Source organism: Streptomyces tibetensis (genome assembly GCF_007655005.1).
Classification (GTDB): Bacteria; Actinomycetota; Actinomycetes; order Streptomycetales; family Streptomycetaceae; genus Streptomyces; species Streptomyces tibetensis.
The window spans coordinates 415,607-441,558 of record NZ_SZVW01000004.1 but is presented as its reverse complement, the minus strand read 5'-3'; the positions used below and the strand labels follow the sequence as shown (position 1 = coordinate 441,558).

The following is a 25,952-nucleotide window of genomic DNA, read 5'->3' as shown; positions in this document are numbered from 1 at the left end:
GTAGGACATTCCGGGCGCTTTATCGCATTCCGTCGGCGATACTTGGGGCATGAATACGGCTACGTATGCAGAACTGGCGGCGTCGTCAGATCACGCGGTCGCCGTGACCATCGCCTTCGTGGGCGGGCTGATCGTGGCCTGCGCGCTGATCTGGGCCGTGCGGGTCGGGATGCAGGTCATGGACAAGGACACCCACCACCCCGCTCCGGAGGAGCAGCCGCACGTCCCGGAGGGCGGGCCGGTCCGCGAGACCCGGGAGATGCGGGAGCCCGACGACGTGCCGGTCGTGACACGCGACGGTCAGCGGCTCATGCCCCATGAGCTCCACCGTGCGAGCACCAGGACCGGCAAGGACCAGACACCGCGCCGCTGGTCGCCCGGATCCAGCGGATCGTTCGGCGGCGGCGGGCTCGGACGCACATGACGCCGCGAGGCCCGGGCGCCGGCGGCCCCCGGGGAGGCGGCACGTCCGCCCGCCACCACAGGCGCTGGGCGACGGGCGGGGCGGCCCTGGCGCTGGGCCTGTCCGCCGTGCTCGCGGGCTGCAGCGGCTACAACACCCCCTCGGACACCGCGAGCAAGGCGGAGTCCGCCGTGGGGTCGATCGCCTCGGAGGCCTCCGAGGCGGTGGAGTCCGCCACGGCCGAGGCCCAGCGGCGCCTCGACGACATCCAGGACGGCATCGACGTCAAGGCCGACGTGAAGACCGGTCCGCCCGTCGCCGGCTCCGACGGCCGGGTCCGCACGGAGGTCACCGCCCGCAACACCGACGACTCGACCCGGTCCTTCGCCGTCCAGGTCGACTTCCGGGACGGAGCGGGGCAGCTGGTCGACACGGTCATCGTCACGGTGGACCACGTGCAGGCCGGCCACTCCGCCACGGCCACCGCCCGCAGCACCCACGACCTGTCCGGTGAGGTCCGGACCGAGGTCGCCCGGGCGGTCCGCTACTGATCCTCGCCGGCCGGGGCGACCACGATGTCCACCTGCTCGCTTATCGCACTCACCCCGTTCAGGGCGGCAACCGCCTGCAGCCGGTTGGCACCGGCCGGGAAGGCCGCGCCCGGGGTGCACGCCCAGGTGCCGTCGGGGGCCGCCGTCGTCCGGCAGGCCTCCCGGTCGTCCTTGTCACGGACGGTGACCTCGGCGCCCGGGTGAGCGGTGCCGGAGATCTTCGGCCGGGCGGACAGCGGTACGCCGGACAGCGGGCGTCTCAGAACCGGCCCGGCCAGGCCCACGGTCACGGCACACCGCCCGACGGCCCGCGGCACCCCCCGCGCGTCGGTGAACCGCAGGGAGCAGTCCCGCAGCCGGGTCCCCGGAACGGCATCCGCGGGCACGGCCAGCACGAAGGGGAACACCCGGTCCCGTCCGGCCGCGGCGCCGGTCACGGTGTACGTCGCGCTGCGCCCGCCGGCGGCGACCGAGCCGCGGTATCCCGAAGCGTCGAGCGGCGTGCCGGTCACCCGCGCGCCCAGGGGCGCGGTCAGCGTCAGCACCGCCCCCTCGAAGACCTCCCCGACGCCCACGACCTCGACGATGCCCTCCCGCCCGGGTGCGATGATCGCGGCACCCCACAGCCCGCCGTCGTCCCGGGCCGCCACGGGCGTGGCGGGACACACGAGCGCTCCCGCGACCAGGGCCCCCGCCACGGCTGCTGTCCTGCTGTACCTGTTCATCGCGGGCGGGACTCCCTGTCCGTGCACGGCCTCCAAAAAGACACTCCGCCGCCCATGCTCCCGGGCACCCCCTCCCAGGGCACGCATTACTGGGCCACGCGAGTTCCCCCGCGCCCCTGAAGGCCACACCGGTTTCCCCGCGCCCCTCAGGGGCGCGGGGGACCGCGCCACCAGCCACGACGACGGCGTCACGAACGCACCACCCCCGCCACAACCCCAGGGGCGCGGGGAACTGCGCGACCAGCCACGACGAGGCCAGCAGCCGAACGACGCCCTACAGCCCTACAGCCCTACAGCCCTACGGCGCTACGGCGCTACGGCCCTCCGGAACTACAGCCCTACGGCCCTACGGCCGAGCCCTCACCGCCCGAGCCACACCGTCGTGTCCGGCCCGAGCCGCCCGTCCTCCAGGGGCGCGCTGCTCAGCAGCACCTCACCCGCCGGCATCTCGACCGCCGCTCCGGACAGGTTCGCGACGCAGCGCCACCCCTCGCAGCGGTCGAACCGGAGCACGCCCTGCGGGACATCGTCCGCCCAGGTCAGCTCCTCCCCGTCGAGGAGTTTGCGTCGCAGCCTGAGGGCCGTGCGGTACAGCTCCAGGGTGGAGCCCTCGACCCCGTCCTGGGCCTCTACGGCGTAGGCCGCGAAGCCGGGCGGCTGCGGCAGCCAGGCACCGCCGGGCCCGAAGCCGTACGACGGACCGGTCGTCGTCCACGGCAGCGGCACCCGGCAGCCGTCGCGGCCCTTGCGGACGTGGCCCGTCTGCTCCCAGATCGGGTCCTGGAGCACCTCGGTGGGCAGGTCGGCGACCTCGGGCAGGCCGAGCTCCTCACCCTGGTAGACGTAGGCCGAGCCGGGCAGCGCCAGCATCAGCAGCGTGGCCGCCCGGGCCCGGCGCAGCCCGGCCGCCTCGTCGACGGCGGGGGCGTGGCCGCCGGCCAGGAGCCAGGCGTTGAGGTCGGTGCCGGGTGGCAGCGTCAGACGGGAGGCATGGCGTACGACGTCGTGGTTGGACAGCACCCAGGTGGCCGAGGCGCCCGCCGCCCGGGCGGTGGCGAGCGAGTCGGTGATGACCTGCTTCAGCTCCTGCGCGTCCCATCCGGCTTGCAGGTACTCGAAGTTGAAGGCCTGGCCCAGCTCGTCCGGGCGGGCGTACAGCGCACGCCGGGCGCCGGGCACCCACGCCTCGGCGACGGCCATGCGGGGCGGGCTGTAGGCGTCGAGGATCTTGCGCCAGTCGCGGTAGATCTCGTGCACGTCGTCGCGGTCGTAGAAGGGGTGCGTGCCGGGCGGCATCGCGGTGAGGGCCTCCTCGTGGCTCAGCTCGACCCGGCCGAGGTCGCGCAGCGGTTCGCTCAGGTCCTTGACGAGGGCGTGGGCGACGTCGACGCGGAATCCGTCGACCCCGCGGTCCGACCAGAAGCGCAGGGTGGTGCGGTGGTCGGCGCGGACCTCCTGGTTCTCCCAGTTGAGGTCGGGCTGCTCGGGGGCGAACAGGTGCAGGTACCACTGGCCGTCGGGCACCCGTTTCCAGGCGCTGCCGCCGAAGACGGACTGCCAGTCGCTGGGCGGGAGTTCGCCGTGCTCGCCGCGGCCGTCGCGGAAGACGTAGCGGTCGCGGGCGGCCGAGCCGGGCCCCGCGGCCAGGGCCTCCTCGAACCACGCGTGCCGGTGTGAGGAGTGGTTGGGCACGATGTCGACGATGACCTTCAGACCGAGGCGGTGCGCCTCGGCCACCAGGGCGTCGAAGTCGTCGAGGGTGCCCAGGCGCGGGTCGACGCCCCGGGGGTCGGCGACGTCGTAGCCGCCGTCGGCGAGCTCGGACGGGTAGAAGGGGCTCAGCCACAGGGCGTCCACGCCCAGGGCGGCGAGGTGACCGAGGCGGCGGGTGATGCCGCGCAGGTCACCGAGTCCGTCGCCGTCGGCGTCGGCGAAGCTGCGGGGGTAGATCTGGTAGACGACGGCCTGGCGCCACCAGTCGGGGTCCCGGGACGACAGGTCGAGGGTCGAGCGATCGGTCACGCGGTCTCCTTCTCAGGGCATACGGGCGACACCATTGAATCTGTCCAGAATGCCGGAAAAAAGAACCATCGCGTTGATCGGAGTGATCCATTCCTGCTGTGACGGAAGTGTGATGGTGGCGCAACTTCCTTTGCAAAATCGCAGGTTGACAGTGTGCTGCGGCGCCGCCACCATGGGGCCACTGAGGCACATGTGACCAATGGGCCCAGTGTTTCTCAGACCACTCACTCCCCGGTGCGGCACGGCAGCCGCGCGCTGCCCGCATGCCGTCATCCGGGTTCGGCACACGCCAAGAAATGGGATACGCATGTCCATAGCGAGACGTGTCACCGCGCGACGCCTGCTGGGGACGAGCGCCGCCGCCCTCGCCCTCTGCGCCGCCTCCGCCACGACCGCGTTCGCGCACGGCGCGCCCGGCGGAGACGGCTGGTCGTCCGGCGGCAGCTACAAGCCCGGCACGGGCGCGGGCACGGAGACCGGCACCGATCGCTGCCAGTTCTCGCTCGACGGCACCAACTTCTACGACTCGGTCAAGGTCGACGACCAGAACCTGAAGCCGAGCGAGGACGGCAAGGTCCACATCACGGTCCGCGCCGCCGGGGACGCGGCCACCTGCACGGCCTCCCTCGCCTCCTACCTCGCCCACGGCGCGACGTTCGCGACCTCCGGCGAGCAGGTGTTCGTCGACTTCGACTCGGTGACGGTCAAGCAGGGCGGCACCGACTCGCTCGACATCGCCATCCCGGACAAGGGCTGCTTCGGGCAGATCGACCTCTACCGCGGCGCGGTGAAGTTCGACGGCAAGCTGGACGCGAAGGACGGCTTCGAGCACGGCGAGCTGCCCAAGGGCCCGGACCGCCCGGTCATCAAGGACAAGCTGATCGCGGCCTGGAACGGCGGCACGAAGGACTGCACCACCACCCCGCCGCCGGCGGAGACCGAGCCGCCCGCCTCCACGCCGCCCGCGAGCCCCTCCGAGCCGGCCGAGGAGACCACGCCTCCGGCGTCGCCGTCCGAGCCGGCCGAGCCCTCGACGCCGCCGTCCTCCGGCACGGACACGCCCACCCCGAGCGCCTCCGAGTCGACGCCCGTCGCGCCCAAGCCGAACGGCGGTGGCGGCGACCTCGCCGAGACCGGCGCCGACAGCAGCACCGGCCCGATCGCCCTCGGTGCGGCGGCCCTGCTGGCGGGCGGCGCGGCCCTCGTCGTCGTGACCCGCCGCCGCGCGGCCAAGCGCGGCGCGTAGCACGCGAGACCCCGCAGACGCCCGAGGTGCCGTCGTCCGGCGGCGACGACACCTCGGGCGTTGTCATGCTTCGGGCTTTGTCATGCTTCGCGTCGTCCTCTCTCGCGTTCTCAGGCCTCGCGTTCTCAGGCCTCGCGTTCTCAGGCCTCGACAGTCGCCAGGTACAGCTTCACGTAGCGCTCCACGTCCACGTCCAACCCGACGTCGACCAGTGGCTGTTCGCGCGTGCCCTCGTGGAGTTCCGACTCGCCCGGCCGGGGCCTGCGGTCCACGATCGTCATGCCGCGCGTCGGTCCGGGCGCGAGGGACACGTCCACCGGGAGGCGGCGGGTCGTCAGGCCCTCCGGGTCGGCGACCGCGCACACCGCACCCGCGTCACCGAGACCACCGGCCGTCTCCGAGGGGTCGTCGGGGCGGCTGTCCGGATGGGCAGGGCGATGGGCGAGCAGCTGTCCGGCCAGCCGCGCCCCGGGCTCGCCGCTCCCGCTCAGCCTCCGCACGTCCGCCGCCGGCACCACGACCCGCGTGAACACGTCCAGCCCGTACATCGTGATCGGCACCCCGGCGGTGAGCAGGATCGCGGCCGCCTCCGGGTCGTGCCAGACGTTGAACTCCGCGACGGGGGTGGCGTTGCCGACGGCCGCCGCGCCGCCCATGAAGACGATCCGCTCGATGCCCCGGACCACCTCCGGATGCGTGCGCAGCAGCAGCGCGATGTTGGTGAGGGGGGCCGTGGGGATGAGGGTGACCGGGCGCGGGGAGGCGAGGATCTCGCGCCGCAGCAGTGTCACCGCGTCGACGTCGGCGGGCCTGCGGGTCGGTTCCGGCAGGCCCAGGTCGCCCATGCCGTCGTGCCCGTGCACGTGCTGAGCCGAGCGGGGAGCCTCGATCAGCGGCCGTTCGGCGCCCCGGGCGACGGGGATGTCGGGGGCGCCGGCCTGCTCCAGCACGGTCAGGGTGTTGCGTACGACGCCGTCGACGTCCGTGTTCCCGGCCACGCAGGTGATCGCCCGCACGTCGAGCGCGGGGTGCCGTACGGCGAACAGCAGGGCGAGGGCGTCGTCGACGCCGGTGTCGCAGTCGATGATCACCGGGATGCGCTGGCCGTCCGTCACGGCGGGACTCCTTCCAGTGGCTTCGCGGGCCGGTGCCGCGGCACCGGCCCCGTGGCAGCGACCTTACGGCCTGGGCGACGGCCCGCTCCGGGCTGCCGTGACGGCGACCCCACGGTCCGGACGACGGCCCGCTCCGGGCTGCCGTGACGACGACCCACGGTCCGGACGACGGCCCGCTCCGGGCTGCCGTGACGGCGACCTCGCAGTCCGGACGACGGCCCGCTCCGGGCTGCCGTGACGACGACCTCACAGTCCGGACGACGGCCCGCTCCGGGCTCCCGCCCCGCCCGGCCGGATCTGCCTGGACCTGCTCGGCTCGGCCCGGGCCCCGCGGGAGCGGTACGTCGGCCAGTGGATCCCGGAGCCGCTGCCCGGCCGTACGGAGTGGGTCGGTGACGGCACCCCGGCCGACCCCCCGGACCGGGTCACCCTCGACGAGTCGGTCGCCATGGCCTTCCTCGTCGTGCTCACGTCGATGCCCCCGCCGAACGCGGCGCGTTCGTCCTGCACGACGTCTTCCCCTCCCCCCACACACAAGCTCCGGCCTCGGACGGCGGACTGACCCGGTGCCGCCCGGCCACACGAACGGACGCGCCGATGATTGCGGACCCGTCGGCCGGTCGTTACGGGCAGGAGACGACGAAGGAGTCCCGCCATGCCCGCACAGCAGCCGACGACCGAGCTCGACGCCCGCTACAGCTCCGCCCTCCATCCACGCCCGGGTGCCTCGGAGGTCACCGCCACCGCATGGGCCGAGGCACAGGGGCGGTTGGAGACCGCCGAGATCTTCTGGGTGTCCACCGTGCGGCCCGACGGCCGGCTGCACGTCACGCCCTGCATCGCCGCCTGGCACGACGGCGTGCTCTACTTCTCCACCGGCCGCACCGAGCAGAAGGCGAAGAACCTCGCGCACGACGCGCACTGCGCGCTGACGACCGGGGCGAACTCCCTCACCGACGGGCTCGACCTCGTGGTCGAGGGCACGGCCGAACCGGTCGGCGACCGCACGCTGCTGGAGGAGGTGATCACGGCGTACGAGACGAAGTACGGGCCGCACATCACCTCCCCCGAGGGCACGTTCCACGGCATCGGGGACGCGTTCCGCAGCGGCGAGGTCGTCGTGTTCGCGGTGGCCCCGGGCACGGCTTACGGTTTCGGCCGCGACAACGGGGTCTACAGCCACACGCGGTGGACGTTCTGAGCCCGTCCTACGGCAGGTCCCACAGACCGGTGCCGCGGGCCGCGACGCGCTCGCCGATCCGCCGCAGCAGCTCGGCGGCGGGGAGGGCGTCGAGCCGGCGGCCGTCGCGCAGGCGCGCGGCCACGAGGCCGGCGGCGGCCTCCCGCCCGCCGATCACCGCCTGGTACGGCACCAGCCGGGCCGCACGGATCCGGGCGGCCAGGGTGCCCTGCTCGGGGCCGGCGACCTCGGCGCGCAGACCGAGCTCCCGGGCGCGTGCGGCCAGCGCGTCCGCGGCGCCGAACTGGTCCTCCCCGACCGGCAGGACGGCCAGTTGCACCGGCGCCAGCCACGGCGGGAAGGCCCCGCCGTGCTCCTCGACGAGGTGCGCGACGGCGCGCTCCACGCTGCCGATGACGCTGCGGTGCACCATGACCGGGCGGTGCTTCGCCCCGTCGGGGCCGATGTAGTGCAGGTCGAAGCGTTCGGGCTGGTGGAAGTCGATCTGCACGGTGGACAGGGTGGCCTCCCGGCCGGCCGGGTCGGTGATCTGCACGTCGATCTTGGGGCCGTAGAAGGCCGCCTCGCCCTCGGCCGCCTCGTACGCGATGCCGGAGCCGTCCAGGACCTCCCTCAGCAGGGCGGTGGCACGCCGCCACAGCTCCGGGTCGGCCACGTACTTGCCGCCCTCTCCCGGCAGGGACAGCCGGTACCGGGCCGCGCGGATGCCCAGGTCGGCGTAGGCGCGGCCGATCAGCTCCAGTGCGGCCCGGGCCTCCTGGACGGCCTGCTCCAGGGTGCAGAAGATGTGCGCGTCGTTGAGGGTGATGGCCCGCACCCGGGTCAGACCGCCGAGGACGCCGGACAGCTCCGAGCGGTACATGCCGCCCAACTCGGCCATACGCAAGGGTAGTTCGCGGTAGCTGTGGGAGCGGGAGCGGTAGATCAGGGCGTGGTGGGGGCACAGGCTGGGGCGCAGCAGGACCTGCTCGGCGCCCACGTCCATCGGCGGGAACATGTCGTCGCCGTAGTGGTCCCAGTGCCCGGAGATCTCGTACAGCTCGCGTTTGCCGAGGACGGGCGAGTACACGTGCCGGTAGCCGGCCCGGCGTTCCGCGTCGCGGACGTACTCCTCCAGGGTGTGCCGCACGATCGCGCCGTCGGGCAGCCAGTACGGCAGCCCCGCGCCCATGAGCGGATCGGTGTCGAACAGGTCCAGTTCACGGCCGAGTCGGCGGTGGTCGTGCATGGTGTGACTCCTCGCGGTGGGAAGGCGAGCACCACGCGGCGAAGCCCCGGGGCACTCGCCCCGGGGCTTCGGACATCTGGGTCAGCTGTCAGCGCGCCGGGACACTCTCCGGCGTCGTCGTGGCGGACGAATACGACTGGGCGCGCTGCATGGGCGTGACCGTAACAGGGGCGCCGGGGGCGGGGCGACGGTTTTTCGGGCGGGCCGCCCCGCGTCCCACGGCGGCTCCGCCCCGGGAGTCGGAGGGCGTCGGCATCCCGGGGGTCCGCGGGGCCACCGACGCACGGGCCGCGACACGGAGTACCTCGGCATCCCGGACGGCCCGCGAGGGTGCCGCCGGTGTCCGGGTCCGCTCACCCGGACGGCTCGTATCGCTGGTGGCCGGACGGCCGCGGTGGTGCCGTAGGAGCACGCACCCGATCTTGGAGAGAGGCCCCGCCCCGAGGCGCCTCCTCGAGCCCCCGCAGGAGGCACCCCGATGACCCATCCCGCGGCCACCCGTGCCCTCCTCGCCTCCACGCTGTCCGTGACCGCCCTGCTGGCCACGGCCGGCTGCGCCGTCGACGGCGAGCCGCGGCCCCGGTGGTTCTCCGCCTCCCCGTCCGCATCCGCATCCGGCGCGTCCCCCGCCGTCGGGCAGCCGTCCGGTTCCGGAGCGGCCCTCACCGAGGCGCAGGCCCGGGCTGCGCTGGTCACCGAGGCCGATCTGGGGGAGCCGTGGACGCCGTCCCGGGGCGCGCGGACCTGGCGGGACGGGCTGCTCAAGGCGACCACGAAGGACCAGGAGTGCCAGCGGCTGCTGGACGTCCTCTACACGGAGGAGCCCTTCGGCACCCCGAAGGGCCCGCAGGCGACGTCCGCGCTCGACGACGGTGACACCGACGCCCAGCTGCGCTACCGGGTCGCCGCCCATCCCCCGGCGGACGTGGACCGCGCGCTGGACTGGATGAGGTCGCTGCCCGGCAGGTGCGGCGAGTTCACGGCCGCGACCGCCCGCGGCGGCGTCCAGAGCGTGGAAATCCGTGACCTGCCGCTGCCGCCGGTGGGGGATGCCCGGCAGGCGCTGCGGGTCATGCTGGCCGGCGAGACGGAGGAGGGGGAGCTGACGTATCTCATCATGGACCTCGCCGCCGTCCGCGTCGGCGAGGAGGCGATCACCCTCACCAACGCCGGCCTGGACGAGGTGTACGCGGAGGTCACCCAGCAGACAGCACAGCTCGGGGCGCAACGCCTGAACGAGATCAGGAAACAGGGCCGGGCACAGATCTGACGCCGCGCTCTTCCTCCGACGCCGTACCTTCCTGCGACGCCGCGCTCCTCCTCCGACGCCGTACCCTCCTGCGACGCCGCGCTCCTCCTCCGACGCCGTACCCTCCTGCGACGCCGCGCTCCTCCTCCGACGCCGTACCCTCCTGCGACGCCGTGCCCCTCCTCCGACGCCGCGCTCCTCCTCCGACGCCGCGCTCCTCCTCCGACGCCGTACTGCTTCGCGTTCAGTGCCGGTCGAATCGGGTGCGGTGGGCGATCACGTCCCGTGCCACGTCCACGGCCGTACGCCCGTGCGCGAAGGCGTCCGCCCGCAGCCGCGCGAGCGCGTCGTCCGCGCCCACGCCGAGCTGCGCCATGATCATGCCGACGGCCTGGTAGATGTCGTCGTGGTCGGTGGCCAGCCCGCTCAGCCAGTCGTCCCCGTCCTGCGTATCGGGATCGGGCTCGTCGCCGTGCGGCAGTGCCATCAGGGCCACGGTCATGACACCGGCCACGACCCGGGCCGTGTGCAGCTGGCGGTCGGTGAGCCCGCCCGGGCGGTCGCGGTACAGATCGAGCGTGCCCACGCACATCGCGCCGCTGCCCAGCGGCACCGCGTACACCGCCCGCACCCCGGCCTCCGTCGCCTGCTGGGCGAAGACCGGCCAGCGTCCGGCGTCCCGGCCCGTGGTCAGATCGCAGGCGAGGACGGGCGCGCCGTCCTCCAGCGCGCTCTGGCAGGGGCCGTCGCCCAGCGTCGCCTGGATCTGCGCCAGGTGCGCGGCCTGCGCGCTGCTCGCGCTCAGCTGCACGGGCATGCCCTCGCTGCGCAGTGACACGCTCGCGCCGATCACCGGCAGCAGTTCCACCGCCACCTCGCACAGCCGCCCCGGCACCTCTCCCGGCTCGGCACCCCGCACGCCCCTGGCGATCGCGTCGGCGGCCCGGGCACCGTCCGGGTCCGGGCCACCGCCCCCGGCGCGGCCGGGGCCCGGGTCGCCGCCGGGAGCGTCTCGGGGATCGTCCCTGGGCCGCACGACCACCGCCTCCTTCGATCACCGCGGCTTGCACCGTCGACGGTTTCCGGGGCGGGCCACGGCAGGGGCGGCCCGGGTGCGACCGCCCCGCGGGGCCGCCGTGCGGCCGGTCGGTCGACTGTGCCCGGTGCCCGCCGCGCACCGGGCCCGGCCCACTCGGAACCGTGCCCCGACTACCCGTTGCGGGTGGGGCAAAACACCTGCGCGGAGGCGTCGGCGCGCGGCCTCAGCGCTTTCGCACGGGTCGCCCGGCTGCGGCACCCGCCGTCGGCCTGTGGGGTGGTGACCGTGCCCTGCGGGGTGGTGACCGTGACCTGTGGAGTGGTGACCATGCCCTGCGGGGTGGTGACCGTGACCTGTGGAGTGGTGACCATGCCCTGCGGGGTGGTGACCGTGCCCTGTGGAGTGGTGACCATGCCCTGTGGAGTGGTGACGGTGACCTGTGGGCGGCGAGCAGCGCGGCCCTTCCGGTGACGGCCTCACAAAGGAGGCTGTGCGGGGGCGGGTCCGAGGGTGGTGGTGCCGGGGGCGGTGCGGTGGCCGAGGCCGGTCCGGTAGGCGTCCAGGGCAGCCTCCACCCGCCCGGTCCTGCGCAGCAGGTCGCCCAGCAGCCGGCACAGGTCGGCCAGGTCACCGGCGGCGCCGGCCCGCTCCAGCAGGCTCAGGGCACGCACGTAGTGCTCCTCGGCGTCCTCGGTGCGGCGGGCGTCCTCGGCGATGATGCCGAGCAGCCGGTGCGCGGCGGCGGAGTGGACGGCGCCGCGCTCGGGGGACAGGTGCCCGAGGACGTCGTGGAGCAGGGCCGCCGCCTCGTCGGACCGGCCGCGCCGGTGGAGCACGTCGGCCAGCTCGACGGTGACCTGGCTGCTGTAGAGGGCGGCGCGCTGGGCCGACAGCATGCCGAGGGCCTGCCGCAGTTCCTCCTCGGCGCGTTCCAGCCGGCCGTCCTGGGCGTAGACGTAGCCGCGCATCCAGTGGCAGTTGGCGAGCTCGGTGCGGATCTGCAGGCCCCGGTACAGCTCGGCGGCCTTGGCCAAGGAGGCGTCCGCCTCGGCGAGGCGGCCCTCGGCGACCAGGGTGCGGGCGACGGAGCGGTGCATGCGGGCGACCAGGGCGGGGTCGCCGGACTGCGGGGCGAGGGCCAGGGCGAGCTCGGCGGCCTGGGCGGCGCGGGCGTGGGCGCCCATGTCCATGTACGGGCCGATGGCGCTGGCGTAGAGCAGCAGCAGGGCGTCCGGGTCGTGCAGGCCGCCGCGGTTCAGTTCGTCGAGGGTGGTCTCCAGCAGGTAGACGGCGTACCGGAGTTCCCCGGCGAGGTAGTGCGCGACGGCCCGGCCGCGCAGGGCCGGGACCCGGGCGGGCAGGGGTGCGCCGGCCAGGCACGTCTCGGCCCGCTCGAAGTACTGCCGGCCGTCGACGAGTTCACCGGTCTCCAGAGCGCACTCGCCGAGTCCGAGCAGGGCGGCGGACCGCTCGGCCGTCAGGCCGTGCGTCTCGGCCTCGGAGAGCAGCTCGGCGTACTGCTCGGCGGCCGCCTCGGCCTCGCCGTCGGCCAGGGTCCGCTGGGCTTCGGTGAGCCGCAGCCGCAGCCCGGTGACGAGCCGGGCCGAGTGCCCGCCGGCGAGCTCGTCGAAGGCCACGCCGAGCCGCTCCGCGAGATGCCGCAGGGCGTCGTCGGAGGGCCGTACCCGGCCCGACTCGAGGGTGGAGACGTAGGCCGGTGTGTACACGGGTTCCGCCAACTGCCGCTGCGTCAGTCCGCGTTCCACACGCAACCGCTGCACCCGGCGCCCGATGGTCCCCGGATCGTCACGCTCCCCCACGCCAACTCCCCCTGTGGCTCTTGCCGTTCGACCGGAACTGCCCCTAGGTTAAACGGAGTGTTAAGCGGGATTGTCGAACCTGCTTAACACGTTGCCGCCGTAGTCACCGCCCCTGTTGCGAGGTCGCCGTGCCGAGCCGCACACGCACCGCCGAGCGGTACGCCCGAGGCTTCACCGCCGCCCTCGTCGCGGTGGCGACCCTGCTGCTCGCGGCGAACGCGGGCCCGGCGAAAGCGTCGGAGGCGCCGGCCACCCACGCAACACATCCGGTGGATCAGCGCTACGGCTGAGTTGGCGGGGCTTCCTTCACCTCCGCCCGTGGTCAGGTAATCGAACACGGACCGGAGATCTCGAAACAGGTCTCCTGTCCGATGCGTCCTGGGCACACTGTGACCCATGACTCAGTACGCGGAGTTGTTGCTGGACGACAGCACGGTCATACGCCTGGAGCTGTCGCCGGTCGGGGAGCCCCCGGCCGACGGCCGGGCAGCCGGCACGGAGGAGCAGGAGGAGTACGAGGAAGTACCGGACGGCATGCGGAGCTCGGAGCCGGTCGGACGGTTCAGCGATGCCGCACGGGTCTTGGCCGGCGGTACCATGCGCCGCGCGCTGAGCCCACTCGGGCCACTGCTGCGGGAGGTCCATGCCACCGTCACGTCGGTGAACGACCCGCCGCAGGAGTTCAGCGTCGAGTTCGGCCTGCAGCTCGGGCAGGACCTGAAACTCGGCATCGTGGGCGTCAACAGCGCGAGCAGTCTGAAGGTATCGGCGACCTGGCGGCCCGTCCCGGACCCCGCCGTCTAGGGCCCTCTCTTGCCGTGGTTCTCCGCGCCGGGCCCGTCCCGTCCGGCGACCGTGTCCGTCTTTCCGCGTGCTGGGGAGCGAGGCAGCGTCGGCGCGGGCGTTCTGCTGCCCGGCAGCCGGGTGCTCACCGCCGCGCACGTCGTCAATCTGGCTCTGGGCAGGACGGACAAGTACGAAGCGGCCCACCCCGGGAGGGAGGCCGTCCTGCGTGTGCGCGTCGGCGGACACTGGGAGGACGCCCGGGTCGTCGTCTGGGTACCCGTGCGTGAGCGGACGAAGCTGCACTGGAAGGGCGATCTGGCCGTACTCGAACTGCTGCACGGCTTACCACCGAACCTCCTGCCGCCCCCGTGGCGGCCGGTCGCCGAAGGCCTGCCCGTCTGTGCCTGGCATCCGGCGGGGCGAGCCGAGTTCTCCCTGGCCCGGAGCAGGGTGGTGGCGGTCGACCCGGAGCTCGCCTTCGCTGTCGTGGACAGCAGCGACACCGGCGCGACCATCCAGCACGGTTACAGCGGGGGCCCGGTCTGGTTCGACGAGGATCGGGCCGTCGTCGGCATGGTCGTGGCGCAGCTCAAGGGCGACGAGGAACGGGCCCACCACCCCGACCAAGTCCGCCGCCGCAGTTGGTGTCTGCCCACCCAGCGCGTCCGCGAGGAACTCGCCGCCGCCGGCGCCGCGCATCTGCTGGACGCTCCCCACGACGCGGACGAACGCGATACCTCGAGCGAGGCCTTCGACCTGGCGGACATCCTGAACCGGAAGGTGGACAGCAACAAAGAACTGGCCAAGTGCGGTCGGGAGGTCGCCAAGAGGACCGGACTGAACCATCCTCGTGACCGTTCCGCACCGTCCGTGGAGGAGTTCGCGCGCGTCCTGCTCACCTACCCTCGCGCCCTGGCCGAGCTCACCGACGTGCTGTACGCGGCCAAACCCGGCGCCGTGGCGGAACTCCTGGACGTGGGTGCCCGTATCGAGCACTGCACGCTGCTCACCCACGCCGAGCGGAACCGGCTGACCACTCTGCTGGAGTCGCTGCCGCACGAGATCACCGCCACTGTTCCCGCCCTCGTCCTGGATGCCCTCCCCGACATCGAGCTCCCCACCGCCCTGCTCACCGACGAGGCCTGGCTGGATTCGAATGCCGCACCGGGGTCTCTGGAGGCGCTGCTCGACCAGTTGGAACGCAGCCGCCGTGCTCCCGCGGCCGAGCGCCCTCACAGCCCGCTGCTGCCCGCCCTCGTCTGCTTCGTCCTCCATGTCGCATCCGTGGCACCCGATGCTGCCGCCGCCGACCTGGTCGGCTGGTGTGCCAAGGTCGTCCGGCGCACCCAGGGACACCGAGCGGCGCTGGAGGAGCGGCTGGCGCTGGCCAAGGAGCAGGCGTGCCGGCTACGGGCGCCGAACCGCCACGCACCCCGGCTTCTCGTGCGCCTGAAGCGCGTCGACGGTGAGGGGGACACCTGCCGTTTCACCCTGCGTATGTGGCGACGTGAGACGGCTGGATGGCAGCGCGTGCGGGTCGACGAAGAGGAGGTCCGGGACACTGCCGGGACAGCAGCGAGGATCTTCACCGCTGCCTCGTTGCTGTGGCGGACCGGCACACTGCCCATCGTGGAACTGCTGCTGGACCGTGCGGACCTGGACATGGACCCCCATTGGTGGAAAGCCCCGGGTCCGCTGAACACCGAGCGGGCCCTGGGCGTGGACTTTCCTGTCGTGTTCTCGTGCCCGGAACTGATCGAGCAGGGCAGTGACGCGGAGTTCCTCCGCGAGCGGAAGAGACGCCTGCACCGAGGTGCGCTGGTGCGCATCGAGGCCTCGGTCACCAGCCTCGACGAGGTCTACGGCCGCTTCGCGGGCGACATGGACGCCGTGGGGGCACTGGTCGGAGCGGTCGAGCCTGCGTTCCGTGAGGTCGTCGTGCAGTACTGCCTCGCCGCAGGCATGCCCGTGGTGCTGTTCGGACGGGGCGAGAAGGACTGGGTTCACGCCGAGAACCTGCTCGCCGGCATTCCCCCCGCAGGGCTGCCCCACGCGGTGCGTGAGTACCGCCGAGGCATCTGGAACGAACCGGCCGTGCACGTCGGACGGCCCGTACTCGCCTGGTCCGATGACCAGGGCCCGCTGCCCGAAGACCTCTATCTCGTCGACCCCTCGTAGGAGCTCGTATGACATCCGACGCATCCTGGCGGCTCTTCAGGGGTGACGGTGTCCCCCGGGGCATCGACAGCCTTCCGCCCGCCCCGCCCTGGCGCCGTTTCGGGGACCGCCCGCGGTCGGATACGAGCGCCTCTCCCTATCTGATCTCCCCCGGGCACGCCGACGTCGTCAGTGCCGCGTTGCACCTGCGCCGCCCGCTGCTCGTCACCGGCCAGCCCGGCACCGGCAAGTCGTCGCTGGCCCGCGCCATCGCGCACGAGCTTCAGCTCGGGGAGGTTTTGCACTGGCCCGTCAACAGCCGTTCCACCGTCAGCGAGGCCCTCTACCGCTACGACGCCGTGGGCCGTCTGCGCGAGACGGCCCTGACCCGGGATCAGGAACGCGAGGAGCCGCCGATCGGCACCTTCGTACGGCTCGGCCCGCTCGGTACTGCGCTGGTGCCCCGGCTGCGGCCTCGTGTCCTGCTCGTCGACGAACTGGACAAAGGTGACGTCGACCTCCCCAACGACCTGCTGACGGTCTTCGAGGAAGGCGAGTACGAGATTCCCGAACTGGCCAGGCTGCCCGAGGACCAGTCCGTCGTGGAGGTCCTGTCCGCTGACGCCGAGACGCAGGTCACGGTGGTCCGCGGGCGGGTCAGGTGTCATGAATTCCCCGTCGTGGTGATCACCAGTAACGGGGAACGTGACTTCCCGCCCGCCTTCCTGCGCAGGTGTGTACGGCTCGAACTGCCCCCTCCGGACAGCGAACGCCTTCGGGAGATCGTCGCTGCCCACCTGGGCGAGGAGGCGGTGTCCGGCGTCGACGATCTGCTTCAGGACTTCCTGAGCCGCCGGCAGCGCGGCGGCCTCGCCACGGATCAGCTGCTCAACGCGGTGTTTCTGCGCGCCGGCGGAGTAGACCTCGAGGCGGACGGGCTGCTGGAAGCCGTGGTGCACCGGCTCGGCGGGACGATCTGAGTGCCCGGGGACGCCGCGGGACACGGGCTCCGGCTCGCGCTGGACGTGCTCGCCGACTGCGGGGTCAGCCTCTCCCAGGAGGAACTGCTCGACGCTCTGTGGCTGGCGCGACGGCTGACCGGCTCACCGGACGACCTGCCCCTGCAGCGGGACACCGCGCCCGCGGCGGATGTCGTGCCGTGCACCCCGGCCGTGTCGGACAGGCACGACCCACGCACGGCGCCCGGGAGCCGGTCCGGTCTGTTCGGCGCAGCCCTCCCGAAGACACGCACGGAACCCGACGCCGTCCCCGCCTCCCCCGATCCGGAGGTCCCGCAGCCGGTCACGCCGCTCCAGACCGACGAGGCACGGGCGATGCCGCTGCGGGTCCCCGAAGCGAAGGCCCTAGCCGACGAATTGCTCATCGGCCGCGTCCTCAGACCCCTCAAGCAGTCCCGCCCCAGCACGACGCGCTATCACTTCGACGAGGAGGCCACCGTGCACGCCCTGGCGGAGACCGGGCTGCCCGACGTGGTGCTGCGACCGGCCCCGGAACGCTGGCTCGACCTCGCCTTCGTCGTCGACGACGGCATCTCCATGCTGCTGTGGCAACGGCTGGCCACCGAACTCCACGCTCTGCTGCGCCGGGCGGGCGCCTTCCGCACGGTGCGTGCCTACGGGCTGCACACCCGGGGCGACGAGGTGTTCCTGCGTGGACGGCCCTTCTCGGACGATGTGAACCGGATGCCGACGCACCTGGTCGCCGACCCCACGGGCCGGACCCTGGTCCTCCTCGTGAGCGACGGTGTCGGTAGGGCCTGGCGAGAGGGCCGCATGCACGGCGTCCTGAGCGACTGGGCACGGTGCGGCCCGACCGCGGTCGTGCACGCGCTGCCTCCCCGCATGTGGGGCGGTTCGGCGCTGCGTGCCCAGCGCTGGCGGGTGACCAGTGGGCGGCGAGGGGCGGCCAACAGCGAGTTGATCGTCACCGACCCGGTTCTCCCGCCGGACGTCATGTCCTTCCGTGGGGTCCCCGTGCCGGTGCTGGAACCCGCACCGGCCGCACTCTCCGCCTGGGTCCGGCTGGTGTCCTCCCCGGCCGCATCCACCACCCTGCCGCTGCTGTCCGCGCCCCGGTCGGTGCGGCCCCAGCCAGCGGACACCGGACTTCCCCGACTGCGGCGCTTCCACGCCGCGGCGACACCGGAGGCCTACCGGCTCGCAGCGCATCTGGCCGGTGTCGCCCCGCTCTCCCTGCCCGTCATGCGACTGGTGCAGGCGGCCATTCCCTGGGCCGGTGTCCCGCATCTGGCCGAGGTGTTCCTGGGCGGGCTGCTGCGTCCGCTTCCCACCCCGCCCGGCGAGTGTCTGCTGCCGCAGCACCAGCTCTTCGACTTCGACAGCGACATCGGGGACGTCCTGCTCAACGCCGTTCCCCTGGCGGACGTCGTGGGCACCGGCAGGACGGTTAGCGCCCGCCTGGCACAACTGGCGGGCCGGTCGCCCGACTTCCCGGCCTGGCTCGCCCACCCCGAGGGCAAGGAGCGCATCCCGTCCTCGACCCGGGCTTTCGCGGCCATCGGCCCCCGGCTGGCCGCGCGCTTCGGCGTCGGCAGCCTGGAGCGGCGCATGGGCAGCGTCTGGCGACCGCTTCGGGCGGGTGACCGGTGGCGCATCGGTCCCTACACCCTGCATGCCAGAGGCGTCGACGGCGGGCCGTGCGAGAAGTTCCTGGGCCGGGATCCCAGCGGCACGGAGGTCGTCGTCCTCACGGCGGACCGGGAGCACGCCGCGTTCCTGGCCACCGAGGAGCGCGCTCTGCGGCGCATGGCCGGCCGATACGCCCCCCGGCTCCTCAGCTTCAACCTGCACGACACTCCGCCCTGGGTCGCCGAGGTCCCGCCCCACTCGCCGGACGGCATCCCCGCCGAGTCCCTGGCCACGGTGCTCGACCGGGGTGACCTCGAGGCGGACGCCGCCCTTGAGCTGGCCTGGCACCTGTGCGAGGCCGTCGACGCCAGTCATCGCGCGGACCTGATCCACGGAAACCTCACCGCCACCAGCGTCCGGTGTCTGGGAAGGACGGTGATGCTGACGGACTGGTTCTGGTCGTCGCACGAGGGAAGGCCCGGGGCCGGCACGGACATCGCGGCCCTGGCCCTGTTGGTCGACGCACTCACCGCGTTCGCACCCGAGGTCGATCTCGACGACCTGAGGGCCCTGCTGGAGGTATGCGACCCGGACCGTTCGGACATTCCGATCACCGCGGGGCAGTTGGCGGAGGTCTTGTCCGCCCGCTTGGGCATGCAAGGGGACGACGGACGGCTCATCACAGCCCTGGACCGGCCGACCAGGGCGAGCCTCATCCGTGGCCCGGTCGCCTCCTGCAGCAGGATCGCCGTCCTCGGTGTGCCGGGTGCCTCCGGCACGAGCACCACCGCAGCGCTCCTCGCCACGGTCTTCGCCGACGAGCGGCGAGGACGGACCCTCGTGGTGGACGCCGACCCCGGGCGCGGCACCCTGGGCTTCAGGGTGAACCGCAACAGGGGCCGGGGCATGACCGCACTCGCCCTCAGACTCGACCAGCTGAGCGGTCGTCGCGCCGCCCTGGATCCCTACTTGTCCAGCATGGAGTCGGGAGCGGACGTCCTGACCGATCTGCTGGGCCAGCCCACGCCGCCGCCGCCGGAGCAGGTGAAGCGGATCTGTGACGCCCTGGCGCAGCACTACGACGTCCTGATCACCGATTCCCACTCCGCCGAACTGGACGCGGGCAAGCACGCCGTGCTGAGCCAGGCCGATCAACTCGTCCTCGTCGTGGAATCCTTGTCGAACCTGTCGGCGGGAGCCCAGGCAGAGTGGTTCAGCCGCCTGCTGGGACTCGGCTACAAGGAACTGCTGTCACGCAGCATCATCGTGGAGTCGAAGGGGCGGTCCCCGGAAAGCGGCATCATGAGCCGGCCCCCGGAGCTGCGCCATCTCTGCCGGGCCGTCGTGGCCATCCCCTACAGCGCCTACCTGGCCAACGCGGGCGAAGCGGACCTGGACCGACTGGGCGACGACCTCCGCGAGGCCTACTACGACCTGACGGCACTGGTCGCCCAGTCCTTCAGACGCCCCTGAGCCCGCCTCTACGGATTCAACCGGGCAGAACTTTCCTCAGCGCCTCGTCAAGGCTCTTCGCGATCTCCGCGTCGCCCGGCCTGCCCTCACGCGGGCTCGGGCCGTACAGGGCGTCCAGTTCGGTGATGAGGGTGTGTGTCACCGCCCCGTACAGCGGAGTGCGTGGGCGGTGCACGCCCTCGCGGAGGGACGGGAGCAGGATGTCGCGGGAGAAGCTGACACCGTCGGCGATCCGGTCGGGGGGCAGGCGGACCGTACCCTCGCCGGTGGGCGACGCCGAGGGTGTCTCGGCGTACGCCGGGGCATGCCGGCACGCGGGAGCGGTGCCGGGTTCCTGGTAGGCGGAGACGCGGGTCGCGGCGAACCCGGCGCGCAGCAGGCAGCGTTCGCTGTCCGGGTCGGTCAGGAACGCGATCAGTTCCGCCGCCTTCGCGGCCCGCTGCTCGGACGTGGAGGAGGTGACGGCCAGGTTCTGCCCGCCGAGGACCGCCTTGCCGGGCAGCCGGGTCACCCCCAGGTTCTTTCCATAGGTCTCGTGCAGGGTGGGGTAGACGTAGGGCCAGTGCCGCAGGAAGGTGGTGCGGCCCTCCGCGAAGGCACTGAGCGACTCGGCCTCGCGGGACTCGGAGGCCTCGTCGAAGGTGTACGGCGGGCTCGTGCGCGCACGCAGTTCGGCCACGCCCGCCGTGAGCTGTTCCACGGTCGCCGCGTACTCGCCGTCGTCGTCGGTCAGCCGGAGTCCGGGCACGGCCGAGGTGAACGCCTCGATCGCGTTGACCGTACGGCCCTCGTACGGGGCGAGCTGGGTGGCCCAGCCCTCGTGGCCCTGGGGGCCGAAGTGCCCTTTGACGGCGTCGATCTGGTCCCGCAGTTCGTCCCAGGTGACCCCGTCACTGAGGTCGGTCCGGGAGACACCGGCCTCCCGCAGATGGTCCTTGCGGTAGTACAGCAGGCCGGCGTCGCTGTTGAACGGGACCGCGTACCGCTTGCCCTTCCAGTACGACGTTCTGTCCACGGACGGGATGATGTCGTCCGGGGACCTGACCGCCGCGTCGGTCAGCGGGCGGATCAGGCCCGCGTCGGCGAACTCCGGAACCCAGGTCACGTCCAGGTTCACCACGTCGTACCGGGCGCTGCCGGACTGGAGGGCGCCGAGCAGCTGGCTGCGCTGCTGGTCGGCGGAACCGGGCAGTTCCACCAGCCGGGCCTCGAAGCCCTGCGGGCCCTCCTCGGCGTTCCAGACGTCGATGAGCTGCTGGCGGATGCCGTTCTTGCCGGTCACGTCCTGCCCGCTGGCCACCACGATCCGGCGGCGGTTGTCGGCGTCCGGCGGCTCTTCCCCCGCGTCACCGCCGGTGCAGGCGGTCAGGAACAGCAGGGCCAGCAGGGACGGCAACGCGAGTACGGCGGCCGGCAGTCGTCGGGCCATCATTCCTCCCCCGTTCCGGTGCGGGCGACCTCGTCGCGCAGCGCGGGCACGAGGTCGTCCCCGGCGTCCAGGCAGCGGCCCTGCGTGGCCTGCGCGACGCGCGTGCCCGGGCGGTCCCGGTCGCAGCCCCCGCTCTTCAGCATCACCATGACCACGGGCACGCCCGACTCGCGTGCCCGGTCCTCCACCTCGCGGAGGCGGTCGCCGGCCAGGCGGTTGTCGTCCTCGCCGTCGGTGAGGTACACGATCAGCTGCGGCCGCTCGTCGCCGGCGCCGCGCTCCCGCATGAACGCCAGGGCATCCAGCAGGGCGGCGCGCGGATCGGCTTCCGCGGCCCGCACCTCGGCGCCTCCCCTGCCGGTCCCGAGTGCCTTTTCCGCCTCCTTGCGGGAGTGCCTGCCGAAGTCCAGCAGGTCGGTGTGCGTGGGGCCCTTGACCCCGTGCACCGCCCACACCCCGTACTCGTCCCCCCTGCCGAGCCCCGTCAGGGTCTGTTTGAGGATGCCGGGGCCGCCGCTGGGGCCGTCCCACAGCCCGGCCATCGAACCGGAACTGTCGAGGAGGTACAGGACGCGGCCGGGTCCGTGCGCGTTGCCGTACCGCTCCAGTGTCCTGTCCATCTGTGTCGCGTCGGCGGGGTCCGCCGGCGGAACGGAATCGGTCAGCCCGTGGTCGGCCGCCTTCCCCGCGAGCAGCTCCCGTTCGCCCGTCGCGGACCTGAATCCCTGCCGGCCGAGCACCTCCCGGCCGTCCTTCCCCGCCAGCCAGTCGCGGAACCGGTCCACCCTGTCGTCCCGCGCCTGGACGTCCCGGTCGCCGCCCTCCCAGCGCACCCGCACGAACGTCGGTTCCAGACCGGGCACGTCGTCGGGGTAGACGGCCGTGCGCTCGGCGCGCGTGACCGAGTGGCAGCCGACGCCGCTCCTGAGCAGGAACTCCGGGACCAGGACCGCGCTGCGGTCGTCCGCGGCGTCGTCCGCGGGCAGCGTGCACAGCAGCCTGACGGCCGAGGGCTCGGGCCGTCCCGCCCGGCTGATCAGCCCCTCGGCTCCGCGCACATCGGCCCCGTCGCCGTACAGCCCCACCGTCGCCAGCAGCGCCGAGTCGCTGAACTCGGGGTCGGGCCTGCGCACTTGCGCCGTGCCGTCCGAATCCTTCAGGGTCCTGACCAGCTCCGGCAGCGACCGCCCGGTGGGCGGGAGGTCGGCGTCGAGACTCTCCGGGACGGCCAGCACGACCGGTGAGTACGCGAGCGGCCCGTCGTCCGGCTCCAGCCGGGCGAAGACGCGTTCCACCTGCGCGTCGGTGGCCCGGTCGACGTCCGCGCGGGTGGCGGGGATCCACACGTCCGGCTGCGGGCCGATGTCGCGCTGCGGGTTGACGTCCTCCCTCGGCTGCTGCCAGGGGTCGGAGTGCTCGCCCAGCGCGGTCACCACATGAGCGGCACCGGCGCTGTAGACGGTGACGCCGCTGCGCGGGCAGCCGTCTTCCGTGGTGTTGGCGTCCGAGGCGAAGTAGGCGTCCGCGGCCGCCCGCATCGCAGGCTCCAGGTCGGGGTCGGTGAGGACCCTCAGCTCCAGGGTCGGTTCGCAGGGGCCGGATCCCCCGGTCAGGACCACGACTCCGTAACCGGTGGCACCGATCGCGACGAACGCCAGCACAAGCGCCACAACGGTGCGACCGAACAGGCCGATGGACTCCCTGACACGGGCGAACGGGCGCCGGAGCCAGGAGAACCAGCCGGGCGTGTCCTCGGTGTCGTCGTGCGGGTCCACCGGTCCTGCCGCCAGCAACACGTCCGCGTCCGGGTCCCACGGGGGCGCCAGTGCCTGAGGTCGCTGCGAGTCGTCGGCCTCCGCCTTGTACTTCGCGGCGTCCATCCGCTCCTTCACCGCGGCGTACAGCTCGGAGAGCCACACCTCCCCGCCCGCGTCGAGGACCCGCACCACCTCGCGTGTGAACGGCGTGGCGACCTCCGCGTCCCCGCCCAGGATGCAGCGGTTGGGCTGCACGCTCATCAGCAGCAGGATCTTGTGCTTCTTGCGCTTCGGATCGTCGAAGCGGTGCCAGATCTCCGCGGCGTTGCCCGCGTAGCAGCAGTCGAGGATCACCACCACCTGCTGGGCGCGGCTCTCGACGAGCTCGCCGAGCACCTCGCTGAACGTCACCGAGCCGGGCAGCCCGTCGCCCGTGAGGACGCGGGCGGTACGCATCTGGAGGTGCAGCTCGTTGCCGGAGGTGGAGGTGACGGCGTGCCCGGCGAAGTAGACCAGCAGCAGCCCCCGGGCCTCCTGGCAGGCGCGGCGGAGCGCCCCCGTGAACTCGTCCGGGGTCGGCGAGGCCAGGGCCCGCACCTCGTGCGCACCGAACACGGCGCTCCGGTGCAGCGCGTCCTCGAGCGTCGTCCGGTTGTGCCGCACGGCGGGGAGCTGGCCGGTGACGCCCTGGGGATGTGGTGCCGTGTGGTCGTACTCGGACACAGCGGCCAGCAGCGCCCGGTTCACTTCGCCGCGCGGGTCGAAGCGGCTCACCGGCCTACTCCCCGTCGGTGTCCAGCGTGCGGATCTGTGGCTCGGGATCCCCGTTCTGGAGCCTTCGGCGGTTGTTCGTCCAGGTCTTCACCGCGCGGGTGGTGTACTCGGTCAGCGCCGCGAGCGTGACGACATCACCGAGCAGTTTCAGTACCAGTTCGAGGTCGGGCCCCAGCCGCCCCTTGGTCCCGTCGGTGCTGGTCTGCGCCTCGATGCTCAGCTTCTCTTCGGAGAGCAGTTCCGCGAGCGGCTCTTCCCGCTCCAGCCACGTCTTCAGGGCTCTGACATCGTCCACGGTCCCGCCGGCGCCCAGCCGGACGCGTACGCCTAAGACAGCCACTTCGTCCCCCTCTGTCATGCCCCACATCATGACACCGGGTCAGGCCCTGGCGGCAGACCCGTGACGTGACCCGCGCAAGCGATTGCACGCCCCCTTCACGCCAGGGCCACACGGCGCGCACGGCTCAGCCCTGGGTCTGCAACTGCCTCAGCTGCCGCTGCACATGATCCAGCGCCCCTTCGCGCCGCCCGGGCACCCGCCCGCGCAACGCGGCGAGCGCGGCGCCCAGTTCGCGGGCGGGGGCGGGGTCGCGGACCTGGCCCCACTGGTGGTGCGCCCGGTCCACGGCGGCCTCGACCGCGGGGGCGTCCGCGGCCTGCCCGGCGTTCAGGCGGGCGGCGGCGATCATCAGCCAGGTGCGGCAGCTGCGGGCCGCGTCCCCGGCGAACATCGCGAGATCGGCCCGTACTTCGGCCCAGTGCAGGGCTTCCTCGGACGCGGGCCCTTGGGCGGTGACGGCGGCCTGCTCGTGCCGGGCGGCGAGCGCGTCGGCGTCGGCGTGCCGGCCGGACTGGACGGCGGCGGTGATGGCGGCGTGCGGATCCCCGCCCGTGGGGCCGGGCGTGCTCAGCACCAGGTCCGTGCCCGCGCGCTCCGCCGCTGTCCGGGTCAGGGCCTGCTGGTGCAACTGCTCGACCGGGGGCCGGAACCCGCTGCGCAGGATCGTCGCGACGGCCTTCATGTACGACGGCTGGGCGACGTTGCGTCTGGACGGCGGCGGCGCGATACGCCCGTGGACGGCGTTGCCCCGCCCCGAGTCCAGCGGGGTGCTGCGCAGCAGCTCCCAGGTCTCGGCGTCGGCGTGCAGGTCGAGCAGGAGGGTGGTGGCGCCGGCGGGCCTGAGCCGCAGTTCCTCCCGGAACCAGTGCCAGGGGAAGGCCGTGTAGCGGGCGGTGGAGGGGGTGGTGCGGGCCAGCGCGAGGTGCGGCAGGTGCTGGCGGCGGTCGAGCTGGAGCTGGCCGGTGACGTACACGGTGAGGGGGCCCGGGGCCGCGGCGGCGGCGCGCAGCCGGGTGAGGACGGCCTGCGGCTCCAGCGGGTCGGCGAGTTCGACGACGTTGGCGGTGTCGGTGCCGGACAGCACGGCGGGCGCCACGGCGGCGAGGACGGGGAGCACGGAGGCGGCGTCCACCAGACGCCCCTTGCCCACCGGCGAGGCCGCCAGCAGCAGCACGGTTCCGGGCATCGCCCCACCCCCTGTGTCGATCACGTACCTCAGCACGGTAACCGCTGCGGCTGCGGAGGTGAGCCCCAGGACCGCAAACGTCCGCCTTCGGGGGCTTCTGCCCGGCGGAACACGAAGCCCCACCGGCCGCATCCCCGTCCATCGGGGGCTTGCGCCCGGCGGAACACGGGCCCGCACCGGCCCCATCCCCACTCCGGTTCGCTCCGCCGACTTGCCAGGGGCAGTGCGCCGGTGTGCCCTGGTTCCAGGGGGTGGGACAGAGAGGAGAGCTGTCATGGCTCACGCGGCACCCGCCTCACGCAAGATGATCACGCAACGTCGCAGGCCCGATGTCTTCGGTACGCGCACCCACGCCGTCGCGAAGGTGGCGCTGCCCGTCGTCCTCGGGCTGATCTACGGCTTCTGGGCCGCGGCCAACCAGCGTCATGGCGGGCCCGTCACCGGCTGGAACCTGCTGTTCGGCTTCGTCACGGCGCTCGTGTTCGCCGTGCTGTTCGCCGCCGTGTGGCAGCTGGCCCCGCGGCTGCCCCGCGAACTGCACGCGGCGTGCTGGTTCGTCTTCACGGGCTGCGCGGTCGGCTTCCTCTACAACCAGACCGGTGCGTCCGTGTACAGCTCCAGCGGCCTGGGGCTGGTGGTGGGGGCCGGGGTCCTCGCGATGATGTTCTACCGCTACTACACGCACGAGGACGCCGCAGGCCGGCCCATCGGCTGAACAGGCTCGGGACACTCGTTCGGGGGAGCCCGCCGACGGGCTCCCCCGAAGCGTTTTCTCGCAGGTGGGGCGGGCTGTAGCGCGGCAGACGGGCGGCCGGACGGCGTCACATCGCTCGCGGGAGCGG

22 protein-coding genes and 1 pseudogene are annotated in these 25,952 nt (G+C 73.0%); 12 read left to right on the top strand and 11 right to left on the bottom strand.

Features of this window, described 5'->3' with window-relative positions; all coding sequences use genetic code 11:
* Window positions 1-49: 49 nt before the first annotated feature.
* A complete protein-coding gene (locus FDO69_RS09220; protein WP_104779242.1) occupies window positions 50-424 on the top strand; it encodes a DUF6479 family protein in 375 nt (124 codons plus the stop codon).
* Window positions 421-954: a hypothetical protein gene (locus FDO69_RS09215; protein ID WP_234387881.1), complete on the top strand. Its 534-nt coding sequence runs from the start codon at window positions 421-423 to the stop codon at window positions 952-954. The genes FDO69_RS09220 and FDO69_RS09215 overlap by 4 nt, the downstream gene beginning before the upstream one ends.
* On the opposite strand, the gene FDO69_RS09210 is transcribed toward FDO69_RS09215, so the two are convergent.
* On the bottom strand, window positions 948-1,679 hold the full coding sequence (locus FDO69_RS09210) for an Ig-like domain-containing protein (protein ID WP_167526550.1): 732 nt from the start codon (window positions 1,677-1,679) through the stop codon (window positions 948-950). The genes FDO69_RS09215 and FDO69_RS09210 overlap by 7 nt on opposite strands.
* Window positions 1,680-2,039: 360 nt before the next feature.
* On the bottom strand, window positions 2,040-3,701 hold the full coding sequence (locus tag FDO69_RS09205; RefSeq protein WP_104779240.1) for a glycoside hydrolase family 13 protein: 1,662 nt from the start codon (window positions 3,699-3,701) through the stop codon (window positions 2,040-2,042).
* 307 nt (window positions 3,702-4,008) lie between these two features.
* Here FDO69_RS09205 and FDO69_RS09200 point away from each other — a divergent pair, with 307 nt between their 5' ends.
* A complete protein-coding gene (locus FDO69_RS09200; RefSeq protein ID WP_104779239.1) occupies window positions 4,009-4,947 on the top strand; it encodes an LAETG motif-containing sortase-dependent surface protein in 939 nt (312 codons plus the stop codon).
* 140 nt (window positions 4,948-5,087) lie between these two features.
* On the opposite strand, the gene FDO69_RS09195 is transcribed toward FDO69_RS09200, so the two are convergent.
* Window positions 5,088-6,062 carry a nucleoside hydrolase gene (locus FDO69_RS09195; RefSeq protein ID WP_104779238.1) on the bottom strand — a complete coding sequence of 325 codons (975 nt, stop codon included), beginning with the start codon at window positions 6,060-6,062 and terminating at the stop codon, window positions 5,088-5,090.
* A gap of 292 nt (window positions 6,063-6,354) precedes the next feature.
* Between FDO69_RS09195 and FDO69_RS41845 the strand changes: the two are divergent.
* Together FDO69_RS41845 and FDO69_RS09185 are read left to right on the top strand one after the other, a co-directional pair.
* Window positions 6,355-6,591 (top strand): annotated as a pseudogene (locus FDO69_RS41845) (RNA polymerase subunit sigma-24); the annotation flags it as partial.
* Window positions 6,592-6,717: 126 nt separating this feature from the next.
* Window positions 6,718-7,263 carry a pyridoxamine 5'-phosphate oxidase family protein gene (locus FDO69_RS09185; RefSeq protein ID WP_104779237.1) on the top strand — a complete coding sequence of 182 codons (546 nt, stop codon included), beginning with the start codon at window positions 6,718-6,720 and terminating at the stop codon, window positions 7,261-7,263.
* Between the two features lie 7 nt (window positions 7,264-7,270).
* Here FDO69_RS09185 and thrS read toward each other — a convergent pair whose 3' ends face one another.
* Window positions 7,271-8,491: a threonine--tRNA ligase gene (gene thrS, locus FDO69_RS09180; protein ID WP_104779236.1), complete on the bottom strand. Its 1,221-nt coding sequence runs from the start codon at window positions 8,489-8,491 to the stop codon at window positions 7,271-7,273.
* 478 nt (window positions 8,492-8,969) lie between these two features.
* Here thrS and FDO69_RS09175 point away from each other — a divergent pair, with 478 nt between their 5' ends.
* The gene (locus FDO69_RS09175) at window positions 8,970-9,761 is read left to right on the top strand and encodes a hypothetical protein (RefSeq protein ID WP_104779235.1); all 792 of its coding nucleotides are present in this window, start codon (window positions 8,970-8,972) and stop codon (window positions 9,759-9,761) included.
* A gap of 223 nt (window positions 9,762-9,984) precedes the next feature.
* Here the strand turns inward: FDO69_RS09175 and FDO69_RS09170 are convergent, their stop codons facing one another.
* From FDO69_RS09170 to FDO69_RS09160, 3 genes are all read right to left on the bottom strand, one after another.
* Complete coding sequence (locus FDO69_RS09170) at window positions 9,985-10,782, bottom strand: GAF and ANTAR domain-containing protein (RefSeq protein ID WP_104779234.1); 798 nt, start codon at window positions 10,780-10,782, stop codon at window positions 9,985-9,987.
* Window positions 10,783-10,949: 167 nt separating this feature from the next.
* Window positions 10,950-11,192 carry a hypothetical protein gene (locus FDO69_RS09165; protein WP_104779233.1) on the bottom strand — a complete coding sequence of 81 codons (243 nt, stop codon included), beginning with the start codon at window positions 11,190-11,192 and terminating at the stop codon, window positions 10,950-10,952.
* 63 nt (window positions 11,193-11,255) lie between these two features.
* Window positions 11,256-12,599, bottom strand: a complete 1,344-nt coding sequence (locus FDO69_RS09160) for a helix-turn-helix domain-containing protein (RefSeq protein WP_104779232.1) — start codon at window positions 12,597-12,599, stop codon at window positions 11,256-11,258.
* A 128-nt stretch (window positions 12,600-12,727) separates the two neighbouring features.
* Here FDO69_RS09160 and FDO69_RS41085 point away from each other — a divergent pair, with 128 nt between their 5' ends.
* The 5 genes from FDO69_RS41085 (at window position 12,728) to FDO69_RS09140 (ending at window position 19,624) form a co-directional block, all read left to right on the top strand.
* On the top strand, window positions 12,728-12,889 hold the full coding sequence (locus tag FDO69_RS41085) for a hypothetical protein (RefSeq protein ID WP_167526549.1): 162 nt from the start codon (window positions 12,728-12,730) through the stop codon (window positions 12,887-12,889).
* A gap of 106 nt (window positions 12,890-12,995) precedes the next feature.
* Entirely contained in the window at window positions 12,996-13,403 is a 408-nt protein-coding gene (locus tag FDO69_RS09155) for a CU044_2847 family protein (protein ID WP_104779231.1), read from the top strand.
* A gap of 51 nt (window positions 13,404-13,454) precedes the next feature.
* Window positions 13,455-15,563: a VMAP-C domain-containing protein gene (locus FDO69_RS09150; protein WP_159030597.1), complete on the top strand. Its 2,109-nt coding sequence runs from the start codon at window positions 13,455-13,457 to the stop codon at window positions 15,561-15,563.
* A gap of 8 nt (window positions 15,564-15,571) precedes the next feature.
* Complete coding sequence (locus tag FDO69_RS09145; protein WP_104779229.1) at window positions 15,572-16,522, top strand: AAA family ATPase; 951 nt, start codon at window positions 15,572-15,574, stop codon at window positions 16,520-16,522.
* Window positions 16,523-19,624 (top strand): SAV_2336 N-terminal domain-related protein, encoded by a 3,102-nt coding sequence (locus FDO69_RS09140; RefSeq protein WP_104779228.1) that lies wholly within the window; start codon window positions 16,523-16,525, stop codon window positions 19,622-19,624. It begins immediately after the preceding gene.
* Between the two features lie 16 nt (window positions 19,625-19,640).
* On the opposite strand, the gene FDO69_RS09135 is transcribed toward FDO69_RS09140, so the two are convergent.
* The 4 genes from FDO69_RS09135 to FDO69_RS09120 all read right to left on the bottom strand — a co-directional run bounded on the left by FDO69_RS09135 (window position 19,641) and on the right by FDO69_RS09120 (window position 25,110).
* Window positions 19,641-21,053: an extracellular solute-binding protein gene (locus tag FDO69_RS09135; RefSeq protein WP_104779227.1), complete on the bottom strand. Its 1,413-nt coding sequence runs from the start codon at window positions 21,051-21,053 to the stop codon at window positions 19,641-19,643.
* Window positions 21,053-23,584 carry a vWA domain-containing protein gene (locus tag FDO69_RS09130; protein ID WP_104779226.1) on the bottom strand — a complete coding sequence of 844 codons (2,532 nt, stop codon included), beginning with the start codon at window positions 23,582-23,584 and terminating at the stop codon, window positions 21,053-21,055. The genes FDO69_RS09135 and FDO69_RS09130 overlap by 1 nt, the downstream gene beginning before the upstream one ends.
* Window positions 23,585-23,588: 4 nt before the next feature.
* The gene (locus FDO69_RS09125; protein WP_234387880.1) at window positions 23,589-23,924 is read right to left on the bottom strand and encodes a hypothetical protein; all 336 of its coding nucleotides are present in this window, start codon (window positions 23,922-23,924) and stop codon (window positions 23,589-23,591) included.
* Between the two features lie 124 nt (window positions 23,925-24,048).
* Window positions 24,049-25,110 carry a hypothetical protein gene (locus FDO69_RS09120; RefSeq protein WP_104779225.1) on the bottom strand — a complete coding sequence of 354 codons (1,062 nt, stop codon included), beginning with the start codon at window positions 25,108-25,110 and terminating at the stop codon, window positions 24,049-24,051.
* Window positions 25,111-25,384: 274 nt separating this feature from the next.
* Between FDO69_RS09120 and FDO69_RS09115 the strand changes: the two genes are divergently transcribed.
* Window positions 25,385-25,825 carry a hypothetical protein gene (locus tag FDO69_RS09115; RefSeq protein ID WP_104779224.1) on the top strand — a complete coding sequence of 147 codons (441 nt, stop codon included), beginning with the start codon at window positions 25,385-25,387 and terminating at the stop codon, window positions 25,823-25,825.
* Window positions 25,826-25,952: the final 127 nt, after the last annotated feature.